Annotated in this window: 19 protein-coding genes and 1 pseudogene; 14 read left to right on the top strand and 6 right to left on the bottom strand. The window is 58.6% G+C overall.

What is annotated here, in order from left to right:
• Window positions 1-43: 43 nt before the first annotated feature.
• On the bottom strand, window positions 44-1,006 hold the full coding sequence (gene ubiA / locus AC2FJF_RS22640) for a 4-hydroxybenzoate octaprenyltransferase (RefSeq protein ID WP_496727284.1): 963 nt from the start codon (window positions 1,004-1,006) through the stop codon (window positions 44-46).
• A gap of 12 nt (window positions 1,007-1,018) precedes the next feature.
• Here ubiA and AC2FJF_RS22645 point away from each other — a divergent pair, with 12 nt between their 5' ends.
• The 6 genes from AC2FJF_RS22645 to pheS all read left to right on the top strand — a co-directional run bounded on the left by AC2FJF_RS22645 (window position 1,019) and on the right by pheS (window position 6,873).
• The gene (locus AC2FJF_RS22645; protein WP_496727285.1) at window positions 1,019-1,744 is read left to right on the top strand and encodes a 16S rRNA (uracil(1498)-N(3))-methyltransferase; all 726 of its coding nucleotides are present in this window, start codon (window positions 1,019-1,021) and stop codon (window positions 1,742-1,744) included.
• On the top strand, window positions 1,741-2,589 hold the full coding sequence (locus AC2FJF_RS22650) for a GNAT family N-acetyltransferase (RefSeq protein WP_496727286.1): 849 nt from the start codon (window positions 1,741-1,743) through the stop codon (window positions 2,587-2,589). The genes AC2FJF_RS22645 and AC2FJF_RS22650 overlap by 4 nt, the downstream gene beginning before the upstream one ends.
• Window positions 2,586-3,113, top strand: a complete 528-nt coding sequence (locus AC2FJF_RS22655) for a hypothetical protein (RefSeq protein WP_496727287.1) — start codon at window positions 2,586-2,588, stop codon at window positions 3,111-3,113. The genes AC2FJF_RS22650 and AC2FJF_RS22655 overlap by 4 nt, the downstream gene beginning before the upstream one ends.
• Before the next feature lie 64 nt (window positions 3,114-3,177).
• Window positions 3,178-4,548: a glutamate--cysteine ligase gene (locus AC2FJF_RS22660; RefSeq protein ID WP_058273615.1), complete on the top strand. Its 1,371-nt coding sequence runs from the start codon at window positions 3,178-3,180 to the stop codon at window positions 4,546-4,548.
• 64 nt (window positions 4,549-4,612) lie between these two features.
• Window positions 4,613-5,734, top strand: coding sequence for a Hint domain-containing protein (locus AC2FJF_RS22665; protein WP_496727288.1), 1,122 nt, complete (start codon window positions 4,613-4,615; stop codon window positions 5,732-5,734).
• A 65-nt stretch (window positions 5,735-5,799) separates the two neighbouring features.
• The gene (gene pheS, locus AC2FJF_RS22670) at window positions 5,800-6,873 is read left to right on the top strand and encodes a phenylalanine--tRNA ligase subunit alpha (RefSeq protein WP_496727289.1); all 1,074 of its coding nucleotides are present in this window, start codon (window positions 5,800-5,802) and stop codon (window positions 6,871-6,873) included.
• A 107-nt stretch (window positions 6,874-6,980) separates the two neighbouring features.
• On the opposite strand, the gene AC2FJF_RS22675 is transcribed toward pheS, so the two are convergent.
• Window positions 6,981-7,379, bottom strand: a complete 399-nt coding sequence (locus AC2FJF_RS22675) for a hypothetical protein (RefSeq protein WP_496727290.1) — start codon at window positions 7,377-7,379, stop codon at window positions 6,981-6,983.
• Between the two features lie 247 nt (window positions 7,380-7,626).
• On the opposite strand from AC2FJF_RS22675, the gene AC2FJF_RS22680 reads away from it, so the two are divergent.
• The 5 genes from AC2FJF_RS22680 to AC2FJF_RS22700 all read left to right on the top strand — a co-directional run bounded on the left by AC2FJF_RS22680 (window position 7,627) and on the right by AC2FJF_RS22700 (window position 13,587).
• Window positions 7,627-8,421 carry a CE1 family esterase gene (locus AC2FJF_RS22680; protein WP_496727292.1) on the top strand — a complete coding sequence of 265 codons (795 nt, stop codon included), beginning with the start codon at window positions 7,627-7,629 and terminating at the stop codon, window positions 8,419-8,421.
• Window positions 8,422-8,462: 41 nt separating this feature from the next.
• Window positions 8,463-8,894 carry a cupin domain-containing protein gene (locus tag AC2FJF_RS22685; RefSeq protein ID WP_496727293.1) on the top strand — a complete coding sequence of 144 codons (432 nt, stop codon included), beginning with the start codon at window positions 8,463-8,465 and terminating at the stop codon, window positions 8,892-8,894.
• Between the two features lie 88 nt (window positions 8,895-8,982).
• Window positions 8,983-11,379, top strand: coding sequence for a phenylalanine--tRNA ligase subunit beta (pheT, locus tag AC2FJF_RS22690; protein WP_496727294.1), 2,397 nt, complete (start codon window positions 8,983-8,985; stop codon window positions 11,377-11,379).
• A gap of 77 nt (window positions 11,380-11,456) precedes the next feature.
• On the top strand, window positions 11,457-11,906 hold the full coding sequence (locus AC2FJF_RS22695) for a YtoQ family protein (RefSeq protein WP_496727296.1): 450 nt from the start codon (window positions 11,457-11,459) through the stop codon (window positions 11,904-11,906).
• 73 nt (window positions 11,907-11,979) lie between these two features.
• Entirely contained in the window at window positions 11,980-13,587 is a 1,608-nt protein-coding gene (locus AC2FJF_RS22700; RefSeq protein ID WP_496727297.1) for a GMC family oxidoreductase, read from the top strand.
• Here AC2FJF_RS22700 and AC2FJF_RS22705 read toward each other — a convergent pair.
• Window positions 13,568-14,266 (bottom strand): glutathione S-transferase family protein, encoded by a 699-nt coding sequence (locus AC2FJF_RS22705; protein ID WP_496727299.1) that lies wholly within the window; start codon window positions 14,264-14,266, stop codon window positions 13,568-13,570. The two genes, AC2FJF_RS22700 and AC2FJF_RS22705, sit on opposite strands and share 20 nt — an antisense overlap.
• A 211-nt stretch (window positions 14,267-14,477) precedes the next feature.
• Here AC2FJF_RS22705 and AC2FJF_RS22710 point away from each other — a divergent pair, with 211 nt between their 5' ends.
• The gene (locus AC2FJF_RS22710) at window positions 14,478-15,290 is read left to right on the top strand and encodes a mechanosensitive ion channel family protein (RefSeq protein ID WP_496727304.1); all 813 of its coding nucleotides are present in this window, start codon (window positions 14,478-14,480) and stop codon (window positions 15,288-15,290) included.
• Between the two features lie 195 nt (window positions 15,291-15,485).
• Here AC2FJF_RS22710 and ald read toward each other — a convergent pair whose 3' ends face one another.
• A complete protein-coding gene (gene ald, locus AC2FJF_RS22715) occupies window positions 15,486-16,604 on the bottom strand; it encodes an alanine dehydrogenase (protein ID WP_058273693.1) in 1,119 nt (372 codons plus the stop codon).
• A 138-nt stretch (window positions 16,605-16,742) separates the two neighbouring features.
• On the opposite strand from ald, the gene AC2FJF_RS22720 reads away from it, so the two are divergent.
• Entirely contained in the window at window positions 16,743-17,201 is a 459-nt protein-coding gene (locus AC2FJF_RS22720) for an Lrp/AsnC family transcriptional regulator (RefSeq protein WP_496727301.1), read from the top strand.
• A 3-nt stretch (window positions 17,202-17,204) separates the two neighbouring features.
• Here AC2FJF_RS22720 and AC2FJF_RS22725 read toward each other — a convergent pair whose 3' ends face one another.
• On the bottom strand, window positions 17,205-18,044 hold the full coding sequence (locus AC2FJF_RS22725; protein ID WP_496727302.1) for a CPBP family intramembrane glutamic endopeptidase: 840 nt from the start codon (window positions 18,042-18,044) through the stop codon (window positions 17,205-17,207).
• 289 nt (window positions 18,045-18,333) lie between these two features.
• Here AC2FJF_RS22725 and ppk2 point away from each other — a divergent pair, with 289 nt between their 5' ends.
• Window positions 18,334-19,251: a polyphosphate kinase 2 gene (gene ppk2, locus AC2FJF_RS22730; RefSeq protein WP_496727303.1), complete on the top strand. Its 918-nt coding sequence runs from the start codon at window positions 18,334-18,336 to the stop codon at window positions 19,249-19,251.
• A gap of 60 nt (window positions 19,252-19,311) precedes the next feature.
• Here the strand turns inward: ppk2 and AC2FJF_RS22735 are convergent.
• Window positions 19,312-19,723 (bottom strand): annotated as a pseudogene (locus tag AC2FJF_RS22735) (CAP domain-containing protein); the annotation flags it as partial.

The raw sequence follows: 19,723 nt of genomic DNA on the forward strand, positions 1-19,723 counted from the left end.
GTGAGTGTTCGGAACTCTTACAGAGGGCTAGGCCCGGGTGCAATCAGAGCAACAAGGCGACGCAAAGGAAGATCAGCGGAATAAGGCCGGTGTCACGGTTGGCGCGGAACAATTGCAGCAGTTTGGCGTTGTCTTCGATATCAAGCCCCCGCAATTGCCATGCCATGTGCCACCCCATCGCCCAAGGCCCGCCAAGTGCCACCACCAGGGCCATGATTGACGTCTGGGTCGTCGCGGCGTCGATGATTGCCAGTCCCATAAGCGCCACTGTGGCCATCAGGAAATACTTCAACCATCGCGCAGTGTCGGTGCCAAACAGCCGGGCGGTGGACTTGATCCCGATCAGTTCGTCATCTTCGGCGTCCTGATGGGCATAGATCGTATCGTAGAACAGCGTCCATGCGATCCCGGCTAGGTACAGCGTGATTGCGGGTATACCCACGGTTCCCGTGTGGGCAGCCCAGGCCAGCAGGATGCCCCAGTTGAAGGCCAGCCCCAGAAACACCTGCGGCCACCAGGTGAATCGCTTGGCAAAGGGGTAGATCGTCACCGGCAACAGCGACAGTACGCCCATCGCAATTGCGGCCTGGTTGAAGGTCAACAGAATCATCAGCGCCAGCAGGCATTGTAGCCCCATCCAGATCACTGCCTGCCGCACGCTGACCTGACCCGATGGAATTGGGCGGGATCGGGTGCGCTCCACCTGACCGTCAAATTCGCGGTCGGTGATGTCGTTCCATGTGCAGCCCGCACCGCGCATCAGAAAGGCTCCGAAGGCGCAGCCGATGGCGATCCACAGATCCTCCCACCGCGGGGTGCCGTCGCTGAGGATGGCCAGTGCCAATCCCCACCAGCAGGGAATCAACAGCAACCACGTGCCGATGGGCCGGTCAGCGCGGCTCAGGCGCAGGTAGGGGCGGGTGAAAGCGGGCGCATATGTATCGACCCAGTTGCCGCTGACAGCGTCGGCAACCTGACCGTCTGGTGTTGGAGCATTGCCTTGCATATGTAAGGTCTCATGAGTGCAAAGATCAGACTGTATGTAGAGCACCCTCTGGGTCAGGGGCAATCGGTTCCTTTGACGCGCGAGCAGGCCCATTACCTGTTTGGCGTCATGCGCCTGTCCGTCGGTGGACGGGTCGCGCTGTTCAATGGGCAGGACGGAGAGTGGCTGGCCGAGGTAATAGAGGCAGGCAAGCGGGGCGGCGTCTTGTCCTGCGTTGAGCAATCCAAACCGCTGCAACTGCCACCAGACCTGTGGTTCCTGTTCGCGCCGATCAAAAAGGCGCGCACTGACTTTATCGTTGAAAAGGCGGCGGAAATGGGCGCGGCGCGGATCATGCCGGTGCAGACGGAATTCACCAATTCGGAACGCATTCGTCAGGACCGATTGCAGGCGCACGCCGTTGAGGCGACCGAGCAATGCGGTGGAACATTTGTGCCCGAGGTGGCTGATCTGCAGCGATTGGATCGCGTATTGGAAAGCTGGCCCAAAGGGCGGCAACTGATGTTCTGCGATGAGGCCGAGGTAGGCTCGGCCCTGCGGCTGGCTGGCAATGAAACGGACCAACCCTGGGCTATTCTCATCGGCCCCGAAGGTGGTTTTTCCGAGCGCGAGCGTGCGCGGCTGGCTGCGCTGCCCTTTTCGCATGTGGTCAGCCTTGGCCCGCGCATCCTGCGCGCCGATACGGCTGCCGTAGCGGCGCTGACGATGTGGCAGCAGGCGCTGGGAGACTGGGTGTGAACTGGCAAGAAGCGCAAGGCGCAGACGTTCCAAAGATCGACAGGTTCCTGTTCGAACATATCCAGACGTCCATGTTCCCTCTGGCGAACCTGCGGGACTTCGGCTTGCGCGGCTCAGACCCGCGCGCCTTGAACTTGTGGACATTGGGTGATGGTCCGAGGGCGATTTTTGGAATCACAAATGAAGGTATGGTCCTGCCGCAATGCCCCGAATGCTCGGATGACGTACTGAGGCAGGCGATTCGCCTGATCCGGGGGCGCAGGTTGTTCGGTCTGGCGGCTGAGGCCACTCAAGCACGTCGGATCATGCAGCTTGCGGGATGGGAAGACCGCCCTGCAACCCTAAACAGTGACGAGCCGGGGTTCTCGCTGGAGCTGAATCAACTTGTCATGCCGGACGCCACCAGCGCGAAACTGGTGCCGCCGGATGAACTGAACCGATCCATAACAGTGGGATGGCGGCAAGACTATCTGATCGAAGCAATGGGCTTTGACCCCGAACGCGCGCAACCTCAGGCACAAAAAGATATCGCTGCCTATATCGAACGCGATTCCCATCGGGCCTTGCTGATTGATGGTCGGCCAGTAGGAATGACCGGGTTCAACTCGCGTTTGCCAGAGGTTGTCCAGATTGGCGGTGTTTATACGCCGCCCGATCTTCGGGGGCATGGATACGCGCGACTAGCAGTGGCGCTACATCTACGCGAGGCGCACAGCAACGGCGCAACCCGCGCTGTTCTGTTTGCCGCTAGCGATGCCGCCGCGCGTGCCTATATAGCAATAGGGTTCCGGCCAGCAGGCCATTATTCCCTGATTTTGTTCAAAAACCCTGAGGACACGGCATGAGTTTCATCCGACCCGAAGCCAAACTGGCCCTGTGGCGCTGGCGCGAAGTGCTGGTGGCAGGGGTCGTCTTGTTGGTCGGCCTCAGCTGGATCGGCGGACCCGGTGGATTGCTGGGTTGGCTGGGCTGGGTACTGATCGCGGTCTCGGTGGCGCTGGCCGTTATTGGCATTCAACGCGCCCGGTTCCGTACCGGTGCAGGTGGCCCCGGTCTGGTGACAATCGATGAAGGTCAGATCACTTATCTGGGACCGCTGACAGGCGGCATCGTTGCGACACGTGAAATCGAGCGCCTTGTGCTGGACCCGACATCGTCCCCGGCACATTGGATTTTGGATCAGCAGGGGCAGCCGACGCTTCACATTCCTGTGAATGCGGAAGGTGCCGAAGCGCTGTTTGATGTGTTCTCGGCCCTTCCGGGTTTGAAAACCGAACAAATGCTGTTGGAACTGAACGGTGGCGCGACGCATCCTGTGGTTATTTGGGAACGCACGCCTCTGCGTCCGGCCCATTTGAGGCTGCATTGACACTGGCGCGGTTTAAGACCACGACTGACCAAACGACAGACACATCAGGATCGGAGCACGGTTCATGTCCATTCCCCAGTCCGGCGGCGGACCGATCGAACGCCATGAGCAACTGGCCGAATATCTGGAATCGGGCTGCAAGCCCAAACAGGATTGGCGCATCGGAACCGAACATGAGAAGTTCGGTTATTGCAAAGACACGCTGAAACCGCTGCCCTTTGAGGGTGAGCGTTCCATTCTTGCCGTCCTGCAGGGTTTGCGTGATTTGCATGGCTGGGCCCCGGTGGAAGAGGCCGGCAAGCTGATCGGGCTGGAAAAAGACGGCGCCAATGTATCGCTGGAACCCGGCGGGCAGTTGGAATTGTCAGGCGCGCCGCTTGAGACCATTCATGAAACCTGTGACGAGGTGAACGCGCATCTGCGCGATGTGAAGGATATCGCGGACAAGATCGGTGTCGGTTTCATCGGCCTTGGGGCCGCCCCGATCTGGACCCACGAGGAAATGCCGCTGATGCCCAAGGGGCGTTACCGGCTGATGAATGACTACATGGAAAAAGTCGGCACCATGGGCCGGTCGATGATGCGCCGGACGTGTACGGTTCAGGTCAATATCGACTTTGGATCCGAGGCCGACATGGTGCAGAAACTGCGCGTCGCGCTGGCGTTGCAGCCTGTGGCAACGGCACTGTTTGCCAATTCCCCGTTCTTTGAGGGTAAGCCAAACGGCCAAAAAAGCTGGCGCAGCTATATCTGGCGTCATCTGGATGATGCGCGCACCGGTATGCTGCCCTTTGTGTTCGAAGACGGGTTCGGGTTCGAGGCTTGGGTCGAGTACGCCTTGGATGTGCCGATGTATTTCGTCTATCGCGACGGCAAGTATATCGACGCGCTGGGCCAGTCCTTCCGTGACTTTCTGCAAGGCAAACTGCCTGCTTTGCCAGGCGAAACGCCGACGTTGTCTGACTGGGCGGATCACCTGACCACAGCCTTCCCCGAGGCGCGGATCAAGAAGTTCATGGAGATGCGCGGGGCCGATGGTGGTCCCTGGCGGCGCCTGTGTGCCTTGCCCGCATTCTGGGTCGGTTTGACCTATGATCAAGGCGCGCTGGATGCGGCTTGGGATCTGGTCAAAGGCTGGGATGCCGAGACGCGCGAAGAGCTTCGGGTTGCCGCCGCCCGGGACGGCCTGCAGGCGCAGGTCGGCGACATCAACATGCACGATCTGGCTGGCGAGGTGGTTTCGATCGCCCAAGCCGGCTTGAAATCCCGCGCCTTTCCCGGTGCAGGTGGGTTGGTACCGGATGAAACGCATTTCCTGAATGCGCTCAAGGACAGTATCGAAACTGGCAAGGTTCCGGCGGACGAGTTGCTGGATCACTATAACGGCGACTGGAACGGCGATCTGACCCGGATTTATCCCGATTTCAGCTACTGACCGTCTTTTAGGTCTGTTGCCTTTAGGAGAGTATTTGCCAATTAACGTGATGTGACCTTGCCATGTGGCGGGGTCAACCGACTATGCTTGGCGGGATATTCCCGAGCGTGATGGCGTCATGGCCCGTATCAGCGAACTGCATTATTCCAATGCCTATGCCGCCCAAAGCGGCGTTTCCGAGTTCCTAGAGGTTGCGCTGAGATCCGATGAGGATCCGGCCAATTTCACTGTGTCCTTCTATCAGGCGAATGGTCAGGTCGGGATCGAGATTCCGCTGACCCACCCATCGGTTCAGGTTTCAATCGACCCTGACAACAATGAACAGGTCTTTGTAATTTCAGCAGATTTCTTTCCGATCCTGCTGACAGACCCCAATGGCGGGGGTCCGAACAACTATGAAGCCTATGCGCTGACCAATACATCGACGGGCGAGGTCATTGATTTCTACGATATCGGTGGCGGAACCACGGATATCGTCGCTCAAAACGGGTTGGCCGCCGGGGAAACTTCGGAAAATCTGCCGGTTCTTGTTGGGCCGAACCAAACCACGACAACCCTGCAGTTCAATCAGCCCAACCCGGACACACTGGTGCATGCGCCGCTCTCGCCCGGCGATTCAGGCGCACCGTGTTTCGCGGCTGGCACGTTGGTCGACACGCCGGATGGTCCGCGTAGGGTTGAAACTCTGGGGCCGGGTGACCTGGTGCTGACACAGGATGATGGTGCTTGCATCATTCGCTGGGCCGGTGGCCGCACTGTTTCAGGACGGGGTCGTTTTGCACCCGTTCGTATCCGTTCCGGCGCGTTGGGGGCGGAAAGGGACATTTACGTCTCGCCGCAACACCGCCTGCTGGTCTCAGGTTGGCAGGCGCAGCTGCTGTTCGGAGAAGATGAGGTTCTTGTCGCGGCCAAATCAATGGTCAATGACACGACCATCACATCCGCGCCTTGCGACCTTGTCCACTATGTCCACCTGTTCTTTGACCGGCATCAACTGGTGTCGACCTCTGGTCTGATCTCGGAAAGCTTCTTTCCCGGGGCGCAGGGCCTGTCGAGTCTTGATCGCGAAGCCGCAGACGAGCTGTTCGCCCTGTTCCCCGAGCTTTTGGATCAGCCACAAACTTATGGCCCGACCGTGCGCCCGGTCCGGTGCGGCCCACAAGTGGCAATGCTGCGGGCGATCTGATCCGTCCCTCTTGCTTTCGCGGACTGCTGTGATAGCAGAGCCTCAACAGCATTCAGGGAACCGTCATGGACGATCTTAAGGGAAAATATCTGGGTCAGATCGCCGATGCAGGCGACGAAAACGCGCTCGAAGCGATCCGTGTCGCGGCTGTCGGCAAAAAGGGCGAGGTTGCGCTGAAGATGCGCGAGTTGGGCAAGATGACGCCCGAGGAACGCCAGGTCGCTGGCCCCGCGCTGAACGCCCTAAAGGATGAGATCAACTCGGCCCTCTCCGCCAAGAAAGCCGCTTTGGCTGATGCCGCGCTGGACGAACGCCTGCGCACAGAATGGTTGGACGTCACCTTGCCGACCCGCGCCCGCCGTCAGGGGTCGATCCATCCAGTTAGCCAGGCGACCGAGGAACTGACCGCGATCTTTGCCGAACTGGGTTTCTCGGTGGCCGAAGGGCCACGGATCGAGGACGACTGGTACAACTTTGACGCCCTGAATATCCCCGGCCATCACCCTGCGCGGGCCGAGATGGACACGTTCTACATGCACCGCACCGAAGGCGACAATCGCCCACCGCACGTGCTGCGCACCCATACCTCGCCGGTGCAGATCCGCTCGATGGAGAAACAGGGCGCGCCTATCCGCGTGATCTGCCCGGGCGGTGTGTACCGCGCCGACTATGACCAGACCCACACGCCGATGTTCCATCAGGTCGAGGGACTGGCCATCGACAAGAACATCTCGATGGCAAACCTGAAATGGGTTCTGGAAGAGTTCGTGAAGGCGTTCTTCGAGGTCGACGATGTCGAACTGCGCTTCCGCGCCTCGCACTTCCCCTTCACTGAACCGTCGGCCGAGGTCGATATCCGCTGTTCCTGGGACAACGGCCAGTTGAAGATCGGCGAGGGCGACGACTGGATGGAGATTTTGGGCTCGGGCATGGTCCACCCCAAGGTGATCGCCGCCGGTGGTATCGACCCCGAAGTCAATCAGGGTTTTGCCTTTGGCATTGGCATCGACCGTCTGGCGATGCTGAAATACGGTATTCCTGATTTGCGCGCGTTCTTTGACAGCGACCTGCGCTGGTTGCGGCATTACGGGTTTGCGGCGCTGGATATGCCGAACCTGCATGGTGGTTTGAGCCGTTAGAGAGATCATTGGACGACTGGCTAACAGCATATCGCGATTGGTGGAAACGTAGGGTTTCCAAACGTCCACTGCTTTGGCTTTTGTGTTCGTTTCTCGCGGTTTTTGTTCTACCGATGCTGACGTCTTGGGTTTCGGAAAGCAACTCGGCCGCCGTCTTGATCGCTTTTGTCGTATCTGCGCTTTTGTTTCTGCCGGGCATGCTGATTGCTGGCCTTGAGTTTTTGAAGCCCGGTGCTTTTCACATGCGAGATAGGATTCAAAAAGAAAAAACCCAAGACCTGATTAACAAACGCAACAGCGGTTTTTGGAAGTGGTGGTAGGTAGTGTATCAACTTGGTGTATACCTTGCGACCTACTACGACTGGTGCTTCGCGTTTTCTGCACGCCATCGCCGGTGGGTGGGTTATGCCGTTGTATTTGGACCTTTTTTGATCTTTTTCGGGCTCGCGAGCTTCTTTCCCGGATGGATCAACGCGTTGATCCTGCTGGCTATGACGCCGTTCCAAGGACTTTTCTTGCTAGCGCATCACCGTGTCTGGGAAAAACGAGACCAGATTTACACCGACCGGCTAAACCGAGTCTACAAAACCAAAAAGCTCATAGATCGCTTCAAGAAGTAAGCGCGGAACAAAGGCCGATAGGCCGCCGCGCTATCGCCAGACCGCCCGCACGGGCTGGCGATAGCACGGCTTGTCACAATCTCGCACGGGGTTGTGACGTGACAGCGCGCGCAGCCTCGCTAGGGTTCGGCAGATGATTTATCGACTGCTCTGTCTCCTCGTGGTGACCGCCACCCAAGCCATCGCAATCGAATCCTGCCACGGCGATACCGCCTGTCAGGTCGGCGACCGTTCCTATCATGTGTTGGAACCTGACGGGTGGGATGGCGAAACGCCTTTGCCGGTGTTGCTGCATTTTCACGGCTGGGCGCGGCAAGGGACGGTGGTGGTGAACCACGAACGCATCGCCGGAGCCACGAAGCTGCGCGGCGTGTTGTTGGTGGCCCCGAACGGGTTGGGCAAAAGCTGGGACTTCTGGACCTCGGACACTGGGGATGTGCCTTTCGCTGACCGGGTGCTGGAGGATGTGGCTAGTCGCTATCCGATTGACCCCGACCGCATATATGTCTCGGGCTATTCCTACGGCGGCGCGATGGCGTGGCGCTATGTCTGCCAGTCCGGCAATGACACAGCCGCCTTGCTGGGCATCGCGGGCACCATTCGCCAGACCGAGGACTGTCCGCAGGCCCCGGCCGAGGTGCGCCATGTGCATGGGACCAGCGATACCGTCATGGATTTCCCCTTTGGACCGGGCGGTGATACGACCTATCCGGTGACACTGTGGCGGCAGAAATTCGGCTGCGAAACCGCCACCCCACGCGGGGATTGGAGCGTTGTGCCGATCCTGACGCTCAGCCGGGTGGAATGGACCGATTGCGCCCGGGGGCAGGTATCACTGGATACGCATCCGGGCGGGCATTTCATCCCGCATGGCTGGATTGGGCGGCAGTTGGATGAGCTGCTGGGGCGCGAGCCGACATATCCCTGATCATTTGACTTGCACAGGTATTTCCAGCTTGGTTGCCCGGAATGATCCGAAAATGGAACTGCCCGATGAAAACCTTGCTGCTATGCGCCCTGATCCTTGCAACCACACCTGTTCTGGCGCGCGATACGTATCCGCCGGTTGAGGTTCTGTTGCAGACCGATAAGTCCGTAATTGGTGAACCGCTGGAATACCCCGAAGGCAAGGCGCAGATAACCATGGCCATCGTGACCATGCAGCCCGGCCAAAAAACCGGCTGGCACCGGCACGAGGCCCCATTGGCGGCTTACATGCTGGAGGGTGAAATCACAGTGGATTACGGGGATGCCGGGACCAAAACCTACAAAACCGGTGATGCGCTGGTCGAGGCGTTCCGTTCACCTCATGCAGGCGTGAATTCAGGCGAAGATATCGCGCGGATTCTGGCTGTGTTTGCCGGTGCAGAGGGCGTTTCCAACACGGTCGCGGAAGAGTAGGCGCCCAAGCCCCCCTCACCCTCTTTCCCCTGTCCGCAATATCCGTTAAACGCGGTCTGACCCTAGATTTACTGGCGGATACCGACCGATGAAATTCACTCTTTCCTGGCTGAAAGACCACCTCGACACCGATGCGTCGGTAGATGAGATTGCAGAGACGCTGACCGATCTTGGACTGGAAGTCGAAGAGATCGTGAACCCTGCTGACCGTCTGGCAGGCTTTACGCTGGGCTATGTGAAGCACGCGGAAAAACATCCTGATGCCGACAAGCTGCGTGTGTGCACGGTCGCGACCGACGAGGGCGATCTGCAGATCATCTGCGGCGCGCCGAATGCGCGCGAAGGCATCACTGTCGTTGTCTGTAAACCCGGCATGTATATCCCCGGTCTGGACCTGACCATCAGCGTCGGCAAGATCCGCGGTGTCGAAAGCTTTGGCATGATGGCCTCCGAGCGCGAACTGGAGCTGTCGGACGAGCATGACGGCATCATCGAACTGCCTTCGGGTGAAGTCGGCGACAAGTTCGTCGACTGGCTGGCTGAAAACGAACCCGCGAAGGTCGATCCGATGATCGAAATCGCGATCACGCCGAACCGCCCTGATGCGCTGGGCGTGGCCGGGATCGCCCGCGATCTGGCTGCGCGCGGTGTTGGCACGCTAAAAGAGCGTGATTATGTGCCGGTGCCGGGTGATTTCGAAAGCCCGATCAAGGTGACGATTGATGAGGACACGCTGGATGGCGCGCCGCATTTCACCGGTCGTCTGATCAAGGGCGTCAAAAACGGCCCCAGCCCGCAATGGTTGCAGGATCAGTTGAAGGCAATTGGTCTGCGTCCGATCTCGGCGTTGGTCGATATCACCAACTACATGACCTTCGACCAGAACCGTCCGCTGCACGTGTTCGACGCCGATAAGGTTCAGGGCAACCTGCGCGTTCACCGTGCCAATGGTGGCGAAAAGCTGGTGGCGTTGGATGAGAAGGAATACACCCTGCAGCCCGGCATGATGGTGATTTCGGACGACAAAGGTCCCGAATCCATCGCTGGTATCATGGGCGGTGAGGAAACCGGCTGTACCGAAGAGACCGTGAACGTCTTCCTCGAAAGCGCGTTCTGGGATCATGTGCAGATCGCGTTGACAGGCCGTGCGCTTAAGATCAACTCGGACGCGCGCTATCGGTTCGAACGTGGCGTGGACCCGGAATACACGCTGGAAGGGTTGGAACACGCGACGCAGATGATCCTGGATATCTGCGGTGGTGAAGCCTCGAAAGTGGTCGAAGCTGGCAAGGTGCCGGATCATTCGCGCGCCTATAAGCTGGACGCTGAGCGTGTTAAGTCGCTGGTCGGCATGGACATTCCCGAGGCCGAGCAGCGCCAGACTCTGACACGTTTGGGCTTCCGCCTTGAGGGTGAGATGGCGCATGTCCCCAGCTGGCGTCCCGATGTCATGGGTGAGGCCGATCTGGTGGAAGAGGTCGCTCGGATTGCATCTCTGACCAAACTGCAGGGTAAGCCGCTGCCGCGTGTTACGGATGGTATTCCCAAGGCGGTGATGACCCCGTCGCAGCGGCGTCAGTCGATGGCACGTCGCACTTGTGCGGCGTTGGGGTACAACGAATGTGTCAGCTATACCTTCATCGATCAGGCCTCGGCCGCGTTGTTCGGTGGCGGGGATGAGGCGACGCAGCTTGAAAACCCGATCTCGTCCGAGATGAGCCATATGCGCCCCGATTTGCTGCCCGGTCTGTTGCAAGCTGCGGCCCGCAATCAGGCGCGTGGGTATGCCGACGTGGCACTGTTCGAGGTTGGCCCGGTGTTTCACGATGGTGAGCCTGGCGATCAGAAAACCCAGATCACTGGCCTTTTGGTTGGACGCAGCGGTCCCAAGGATGTGCACGGCGCTTCGCGCCCTGTCGATGTGTTCGACGCCAAAGCAGATGCCGAGGCTGTGCTGGCCGCAATCGGTGCGCCCGCTAAAGTGCAGGTCCTGCGCGATGGTGATGCCTGGTGGCATCCTGGCCGTCACGGCAAGATCTGTCTTGGCCCGAAAAAGGTGTTGGGCGTCTTTGGTGAGCTGCACCCACGCGTGTTGCAGGCGATGGATATCAAAGGCCCTGCGATGGCTTTCACCATCTGGCCGGAGGAGGTGCCTCTGCCACGTAAGTCCGGTGCCACCCGAGCGGCGCTGGAATTGCGCGATCTTCAGGCGGTCGAGCGTGACTTTGCCTTTGTCGTCGACGAGGGCGTCGAAGCGCTGACACTGGTGAACGCCGCAGCGGGTGCTGACAAGGCGCTGATCGAGGACGTCCGGGTCTTTGACGAGTTTATCGGCGGTAGCCTGGGTGAGGGTAAGAAATCTCTGGCCATCACTGTTCGCCTCCAGCCGACGGATGCGACGCTAAAGGAAAAAGACATCGAAGCGGTGGCTGAGAAAATCATCGCCAAGGTCACCAAGGCGACTGGCGGCGTTCTGCGCGGGTGATGCCTGGCCGCCTCCGGCTGGAGTTTTTGAAAAGATGAAGGGGCGGTGGCGCCCTTTCTGTTTTTGCGGAGGAGCAAATGATGCTGAACGTTTACCTATCCGGCGAAATCCATACCGATTGGCGGGAACAGATCATCGAAGGCGCTCAGGGTCTGGACATCACGTTCAACAGTCCTGTGACTGATCACGCGGCCAGCGATGACTGTGGTGTGGCCATTCTGGGGGGCGAGCCAAACAAGTATTGGCACGACCACAAAGGCGCAATGGTCAACGCGATCCGCACGCGCAAGGGCATCGCGGATGCCGATGTAGTCGTGGTCCGCTTCGGTGAAAAATACAAACAGTGGAATGCGGCATTTGACGCGGGTTACGCTGCGGCGCTGGGGAAATCACTGATTGTGCTGCACGGCCCTGATCACCAACACGCGTTGAAAGAGGTGGATGCGGCGGCACTGGCCGTGGCCGAGCATCCGGGCCAAGTCGTTGATGTACTGCGCTATGTTCTGACGGGCGCGCTGCCAAAATAACTCACGCGACGTTTTCCTTGCGGGAAATCAGGGTGCTTTCTACCGTCTGTTTGGGCAGTACGGGGAGACATTCATGGAATTCGACTATGTCATCGTGGGCGGTGGGTCCGCCGGATGTGTTATGGCCGCGCGGCTGAGCGAAGATCTAGACACAAGCGTTTGCCTGCTTGAAGCGGGTGGCGCCGGTGAAGATCTGGTGATCCGGGCTCCGGCGCTGGTGGCAGCCATGGTTTCGGGGCGGCCCAAGCTAAACAACTGGGCTTTTCAAACCGTGCCACAGGCCGGGTTAAATGGTCGGAAGGGGTTTCAGCCACGGGGAAAGGCAATGGGCGGATCGTCGGCGATCAATGCGATGCTGTATGTGCGCGGACACCCCACGGACTATGATGAATGGGCGGATTTGGGGTGCGAAGGTTGGGATTGGAAGAATGTCCTGCCTTACTTCCGCAAGACCGAGGGCAACGCGCGCGGTGCGGATGATCTCCATGGCGGTGATGGTCCCTTGCAGGTGTCGGACCAGTCTGAGCCGCGTGCCATCTCTCATGCGTTTGTCGAGGCCTGCGGCCAGCAACAAATTCGCAAGACAAAGGATTTCAACGGGCCGACACAGGAAGGCGCGGGCCTGTATCAGGTCACGCAGTTCCACGACGGGGCGCATAAGGGTGAACGCTGCTCGGCGGCTGCGGCCTATTTGCGGGGCGTCAAATCGCGGCCGAACCTGACAATCATGACAGGGGCAGAAGCTCAGAAGATCCTTTTGGACAAAAAGCGCGCAACCGGGGTTTTGCTGCGTCAGAAAGGTAAGGCTGTCGAGGTTCGCGCTCGCCGTGAAGTCATCCTTTCGGGGGGTGCTTTTGGTTCGCCACAATTGCTGATGTTGTCCGGTGTCGGGCCCGAGGCCGAGTTGAAACAGCACGGTATTCCCGTTCTGCACGACTTGCCCGGCGTTGGTCAGAATCTGCAGGACCATCTGGACTATGTCCTCAGCTATCATTCGAAACGTAAGGATGTCATCGGGCTGACCCCGGGCGGGCTATGGAACCTGGCTAAGGCGGGGTTGGACTGGCGCCGCACTGGAGAGGGGCTGTTTGCGACTCCTTTTGCCGAAGGCGGCGCGTTCTTCAAATCTGATCCATCCGTTTCCAAACCGGATCTTCAGCTGCACTTTGTTGTCGGAATCGTTGACGACCACATGCGCAAGATTCACTTGTCGCACGGGTTTTCGTGCCATGTCTGTGTGTTGCGCCCGTTCAGCAGGGGCAGCGTGGGCCTAACCTCGGACCGGGCCGGAGAGGCGCCGCGTATTGACCCGGCTTATCTCAGCGATGACCGCGATCTGGATCTGTTGAAGCGCGGGGCTCGTATCATGGAATCAATTCTCGAATCCGAGCCGCTGGAACCCTGGCGCAAAAAGCGACTCTATGCCCATGACGACAGTGATCAGGCCTTGGAGGCTGATATCCGCAGCCGTGCCGACACGATCTATCACCCGGTGGGCACCTGCAAGATGGGGATCGACGATATGGCCGTTGTCGATACCGAAGGTCGGGTTCATGGGGTCGAGGGGCTGCGGGTGGTCGACGCATCGGTCATGCCGACTTTGGTCGGCGGCAATACCAATGCGCCCACTATCATGATTGCCGAAAAGATCGCCGAAGCAATCAGTCCCGGGGCGGCGTAACCAGGCCTTTTTGCACCGCGGGTCGCTCTAGGAACCGGTCGAGATACGCCACCAGATTGGCGTGGTCTTCCCAACCAACAAGGTCGTGGGCATTGTAGAATTCGAGCCCGCGCAGCCACGGCGCGATTGCGATATCGGCAATCGAATAGTCTCCGGCAATCCAATCCTGGCCTTCAAGCTGTTGGTTCAGGACATTCAGCAATCGCTTGGCCTCGTTCACGTAGCGTTCACGCGGGCGGGGGTCTTCGATCTCGCGGCCTGCGAATTTGTGGAAGTAGCCCAGTTGCCCGAACATCGGACCGATGCCGCCCATCTGGAACATCACCCATTGGATCACGCGATATTTGTCGGCTTTGGTCTGACCCAGAAACTTGCCGCTTTTCTCGGCGAGATATATCAGGATCGCTCCGCTTTCGAACAGACCAATGGATTCTCCGTCCGGACCATTCGGGTCGATGATCGCCGGGATTTTGTTGTTGGGGTTCAATGACAGGAATTCGGGGCTTTTGACATCCGAGTCCGAAAGCGTAACCCGATGGGCTTCATAGGGCAGGCCGGTTTCTTCCAGCATGATCGACGCTTTGACGCCGTTCGGCGTGGGGAAAGAATAGAGCTGAATCCTGTCGGGAAACTGCGCAGGCCAGCGGGCTGTTATCGGGTGAGAGGCGGTGTCCAGCATGGGGGGCTCCTGTCATGGGTTGCCAGCAATAGTTAGGTACACCTGCCCAGTCTTGCCAGTATCCGGGCTGTGCATACAAGGTCAGGGACTGTGTGCGTGAGAACAACGGGGAAAACCTGCGTATCTCACACCTAGACCGACGCGCGCTTATGGATCACTATTCCGCCAATCCCGCGCTGAGAGACGCGGGTTTGCCGTGAATCAAAAGGAGATGCGCGTGGATGATGTCGTAACACAGGTGGGTGCCTTTGCCCCGCTGATCATAAGCGCAGTCAAAGCGCTGGTCGTACTGATCCTTGGATGGATCATTGCTGGCGCCATTGCCGGTGTAGTCCGGCGCAGGATCAATGCGACACCGCATATTGATCAGACGCTTGGGAATTTCGTCGCCAGTCTGGTGAAATGGGTCATATTGGCCATGGTACTGGTTGCAGTGCTGGGCATCTTTGGCATTCAGGCGACAAGCATCGTCGCCATTTTGGGTGCTGCTTCTCTGGCCATTGGTTTGGCCCTTCAAGGAACTCTGAGCGATCTTGCTGCCGGTGTCATGCTGGTTGTCTTCCGCCCTTACAAGCTAGGTCAGTATGTCGATATCGGCGGCACCGCAGGCACTGTTAAGGATCTGAACCTGTTCACGACCGAGCTGGTGACGCCGGATAACGTGCAGATCATCGTTCCCAACGGACAATCCTGGGGATCGATCATCACGAACTACTCGGCCCATGAAACGCGCCGCGTCGATCTGGTGTTCGGCATCGACTATGGCGACAGTGCGGATGAGGCAATGAAGATCATTCTGGATGTCGCGAAGGCTGATGAGCGCATCATGGATGACCCGGAACCGTGGGTGCGCGTGACCAATCTGGGCGACAGCTCGGTTGACCTGACAGCGCGCCTGTGGTGCGCGGCGGCGGATTATTGGGATGTGAAGTTCGACCTGACCAAAGCCGTCAAGGAAGCCTTTGACGCCAAAGGTGTTTCGATTCCCTACCCGCATTCGGTGGAAATCCACAAGGAAGGGTAAAGGCTCCCGCCCGTCGCGTGGGCATTGGAAATGCCCTCCTCCGGTTGGGCACGGCGCCGCGCTTTCAGCGCGGCGTTTCTTTTTTGGAAGCCAGGATCGTGGCTACAAACGAAAAGCGGCGCGCCAGAGGCGCGCCGCTATGCCCAACGCTGTAAAGCAGCCGCTTCAGCGGCTACTTTCAGGGGCGGGAGTGCTTCAGGCGTTGACGATTGCCTCAGGCGAGACAACGTCCAGACCCAGCGCCGTACCAACAGCTTCGTAAGTCAGCTGACCGGCATGGACGTTCAGACCTGCCAGCAAATGCGGGTCGTCCTGACATGCTTTCTTCCAGCCTTTACCAGCCAGTGCCAGCAGGAACGGCATGGTCGCGTTACCCAATGCGATGGTCGAAGTCCGCGCAACCGCGCCCGGCATGTTGGCAACGCAGTAGTGCATGACGCCGTCAACTTCGTAGATCGGGTCAGCATGGGTGGTCGCTTTGGAGGTTTCAAAGCAGCCGCCCTGGTCGATGGCAACGTCAACCAGAACCGCACCGGGTTTCATGGTGGACAGCTGCGCACGCGAGATCAGCTTGGGTGCCGCAGCGCCCGGGATCAGAACAGCACCGATGACCATGTCGGCATCCTGGATCAGCTCGGCCGTTGCTCCGGCTGTCGAGTACTGGCTTTTGAATGTGCCGCCGAAGACGTCGTCGAGGTAACGCAGGCGTGGCAGAGACCGGTCCAGAACGGTGACATCAGCGCCCATGCCGGCCGCGATCTTGGCTGCGTGCGTGCCAACAACGCCGCCGCCGATCACGATGACTTTGGCTGGGCCAACACCGGGAACGCCACCCATCAGAACACCGCGGCCGCCATTGGCCTTTTGCAGGGTCCACGAACCGACCTGAGGTGCCAGACGACCAGCAACTTCGGACATCGGCGCCAGCAGCGGCAGGCCGCCGTTGCGGTCAGTTACGGTTTCATAGGCAATCGCGGTGCAGCCCGACGCCAGCAGGTCGTGGGTCTGGTCTGGATCAGGTGCCAGGTGCAGGTAGGTGAACAGCAGCTGGCCTTCACGCAGCATCTTGCGCTCAACCGCCTGAGGTTCCTTGACCTTTACGATCATGTCTGCGGTCGCAAAAACTTCTTCGGCGGTGTCGACAATGCGAGCGCCTGCAGCGACATAAGAGTCGTTGTCAAAGCCAGAACCCATGCCGGCATTGGTTTCAATGATGACCTCGTGGCCGCGCGCAACAGCTTCTTGCGCAGCGTTGGGGGTCATGCCAACACGGAATTCCTGGGGTTTGATTTCCTTGGGGCAACCGATTTTCATTTCTCGCTCCTCCATTCATAAACTGCCCAAATTATGTGCAATTTGGGATGCAATTTCTGTGAAACTCTGCCCGTCATTTTGGTTTTCTTTGCGAGAATCTTCGGTACTATTGGAATATCTTGCAAAGGATTTGCGCGTATGAGCCTCGACACGACCGATAGAAAGATTCTGGCCGCCCTGCAGAGAAACGGCAGGATGTCGAATGCCGAGCTGTCAGATCAGGTGAATCTGTCGCCGTCGGCATGTCACCGGCGTGTCCAACGGCTTGAAGCCGACGGGTACATTCGAAACTATGTGGCATTGCTGGATGCACGCAAGATGAACGTCCCGACCACCGTGTTTGTCGAGATCACCTTGCAGGGCCAGGCCGAAGAGCTTTTGGATGCGTTCGAAAAAGCAGTGGCGCGTATTCCCGACGTTCTGGAGTGTCATCTCATGGCGGGGACGGCGGACTATATTCTGAAGGTTGTCGCCGAGAACACCGAGGATTTCGCCCGAATTCACCGTCAGTACCTTTCGCGCTTGCCCGGCGTGGCGCAAATGCAAAGCTCATTTGCTTTGCGTACTGTGTTCAAGACGACGGCCTTGCCGGTGTGACCGTCAGGCTGGGGCCGGGTAGGTGAACAGGATCAGATGCATGGCATTGAAGCCGAAATGCATTATGACGGGCACCCACAACCGACCGGTCGCATAAAATCCCAAACCACAGGCCGCGCCAAGAATCGCGGCATAAGCGACTAGGGCCGGACCCCCGGCAAAATGCGCCAAACCAAACAGAAGGCTGGCCAGAGTCACACCAAGTGCTGCACCTAGTTTGGACGCAATAAGCGACTGCAGATACCCACGGAAAAAGGCCTCTTCCGTCAAGCAGGTCAGAAACAGATTCGAGAGTGCGAACACAATCCACCAAGGTGGCAGGCTGACCTCTGGCCGGATGGCCTGCGCGGCCAGTCCAACGGCGAAGAGGGCGGGTAAGGCCGCAAGGCCCACCAGCAACGGTGTTCTCCGGACAGGTCTCGCTGAATTGGTCAGTCCCGGCCACGCCAACAGAACCGCGAACAGCACCATTGGCTTGTCCAGATTCAGGTACATTGAAAACGCCGAACTGTCGGGCCCGGCATAGACCCGGTCCAGTACCAGCAGGTTTTGAAATCCGGGCACCAGATGCGCGCCCAATCCAAGACACCAGCCAATCAACATGACGTGGCCAACCGCCGCGCCGGTGCCTGTGAGATGGTTCAGGGCCGCAGCACCCAGCAATCCGGCTGCAACAATTCCAACAGCCAAAGGCGTGACCAGCCCAATGGCGAGGGCGGCAAGACCAAACACCAACAGCAGCGTCAGGCCAAGTTGCCGCCGGCCCGAGGCCGCACTGACCATGCCGGCGATCAGTATGAACCAGGGCCATATCAATGGCAGGAGGGATACAAAATGCGCCACGGCTCTCTCTCGTATTCAGGTGCGTATTGATGCCGTCGGACACCCCCAAATGGCAAGGCCGTGTAAGGGTCGGCCTGTGCCTTACTGTCGGCGTTGCGTCAAATCAGACGCTTGTATCCAGGCGCAGGTCGGTTCAATTATAGGGATGACCGTACATCTGCCTGTTTTACGGCACCGCACCAACTTGATATTGAACCGGCGCGGGGCGTTCATCAATTATTTCTGATGACATCAGGCGGTCACACTCTCTGGGTATGGTCGGAACCCGTTGACTGATAAGGAGCAGATCTTGGCTTACCAACACAATGACGCCCCAAAAGACTGGCTGGAAGCCGAGCTCGAAGACTCGTTGGACGAAGATTTCGAAATCGAATTCAGTGAGCCGATGCTGTCGATGGAAGTTCGCAAGATCTACAAGGAACAGCATCCCGACATGTTGGACCGCAAGGTCTATTTCCAGAACCTGCTGCGATTGCAGGCCGAACTGATCAGAGTGCAGGATTGGGTTCAACATACCGGCGCCAAAGTGTGCATCCTGTTCGAAGGTCGCGACAGTGCCGGTAAAGGGGGGGTAATCAAGCGGATTACCCAGCGCCTGAACCCGCGTGTTGCGCGTGTGGTTGCCTTGCCTGCACCGAGTCGCAGGGAACAAAGCCAGTGGTATTTCCAACGCTACGTGCCGCACCTGCCCGCAGCTGGCGAAATCGTTCTGTTCGACCGGTCCTGGTATAACAGGGCCGGTGTCGAACGGGTCATGGGTTTTGCCAGCGAAGATCAGGTCGAACAGTTCTTTCAGGACGTTCCCGAATTCGAACGGATGCTGGTGCGGTCGGGGATCATCCTGCTGAAATATTGGTTCTCGATCACTGATGAAGAACAGCAGTTGCGATTCCTGATGCGCATTCACGATCCGATGAAGCAGTGGAAGCTGTCGCCGATGGATCTGGAATCGCGCATTCGGTGGGAATCCTACACCAAGGCCAAAGAGGATATGTTGTTCCGCACGAACATACCCGAAGCGCCCTGGTACATCGTCGAAGGCAATGACAAAAAGCGCGAGCGCCTGAATTGTATCGAACACCTGCTGACCAAGATCCCGTATTCGGATGTTCCGCAGGAAAAAGTCGACCTGCCGGATCGAAAGTACAACCCGGAATACGAACGCCGGGTTCTGCCGGACGATCTGTATGTCCCAAAGGTCTATTGAACTATTGAAGTAGAAATTGGTGCGAGGCAGGGTCGCCCCCGCCCCGCACCCTGGGACCCGTTAAGCGGCGTCCATCATGCAGTCGAAATCATAATAGTTGAACACAAAGACATCACCTGAATTGTCTCCGGTCATGTCAGAGCATGTCTCAACATCGTCCGCAGGATTGTCATCGCCGGTCATCACCATATCGAAATCGTCGGTTTCGGGTTCCGCATCGGCATAGTCCGTTTCGTTCCAATCAAACTGGTCGAACTGCGCCTGAATCGATTGGACGAATGCCCGGATCTCGGCCAGGAACTCCTGCACATCGAAACATGCAAATTCTTCAGGTTCTTCCGTTCCGGGCGTTTCTGGCTCCGGTACCTCGGCCACCGGTTCCTCGGGCTCGGTGATTTCTGGCTCCGGTACCTCGGCCACCGGTTCCTCGGGCTCGGTGATTTCTGGCTCCGGTACCTCGGCCACCGGTTCC

It is taken from the genome of Ruegeria sp. CDSB013, from assembly GCF_059611165.1.

Bases quoted from the DNA above. Each gene is read 5' to 3' on its own strand.
- AC2FJF_RS22655 (WP_496727287.1), top strand. From the start codon at position 2,586: ATGAGTTTCATCCGACCCGAAGCCAAACTGGCCCTGTGGCGCTGGCGC.
- AC2FJF_RS22710 (WP_496727304.1), top strand. From the start codon at position 14,478: ATGCGCGTGGATGATGTCGTAACACAGGTGGGTGCCTTTGCCCCGCTG.
- AC2FJF_RS22695 (WP_496727296.1), top strand. From the start codon at position 11,457: ATGATGCTGAACGTTTACCTATCCGGCGAAATCCATACCGATTGGCGG.
- AC2FJF_RS22645 (WP_496727285.1), top strand. From the start codon at position 1,019: ATGAGTGCAAAGATCAGACTGTATGTAGAGCACCCTCTGGGTCAGGGG.
- AC2FJF_RS22705 (WP_496727299.1), bottom strand. From the start codon at position 14,266: ATGCTGGACACCGCCTCTCACCCGATAACAGCCCGCTGGCCTGCGCAG.
- ubiA (WP_496727284.1), bottom strand. From the start codon at position 1,006: ATGCAAGGCAATGCTCCAACACCAGACGGTCAGGTTGCCGACGCTGTC.
- AC2FJF_RS22685 (WP_496727293.1), top strand. From the start codon at position 8,463: ATGATCCGAAAATGGAACTGCCCGATGAAAACCTTGCTGCTATGCGCC.
- AC2FJF_RS22660 (WP_058273615.1), top strand. From the start codon at position 3,178: ATGTCCATTCCCCAGTCCGGCGGCGGACCGATCGAACGCCATGAGCAA.
- ald (WP_058273693.1), bottom strand. From the start codon at position 16,604: ATGAAAATCGGTTGCCCCAAGGAAATCAAACCCCAGGAATTCCGTGTT.
- pheS (WP_496727289.1), top strand. From the start codon at position 5,800: ATGGACGATCTTAAGGGAAAATATCTGGGTCAGATCGCCGATGCAGGC.
- AC2FJF_RS22680 (WP_496727292.1), top strand. From the start codon at position 7,627: ATGATTTATCGACTGCTCTGTCTCCTCGTGGTGACCGCCACCCAAGCC.
- AC2FJF_RS22720 (WP_496727301.1), top strand. From the start codon at position 16,743: ATGAGCCTCGACACGACCGATAGAAAGATTCTGGCCGCCCTGCAGAGA.
- pheT (WP_496727294.1), top strand. From the start codon at position 8,983: ATGAAATTCACTCTTTCCTGGCTGAAAGACCACCTCGACACCGATGCG.
- AC2FJF_RS22700 (WP_496727297.1), top strand. From the start codon at position 11,980: ATGGAATTCGACTATGTCATCGTGGGCGGTGGGTCCGCCGGATGTGTT.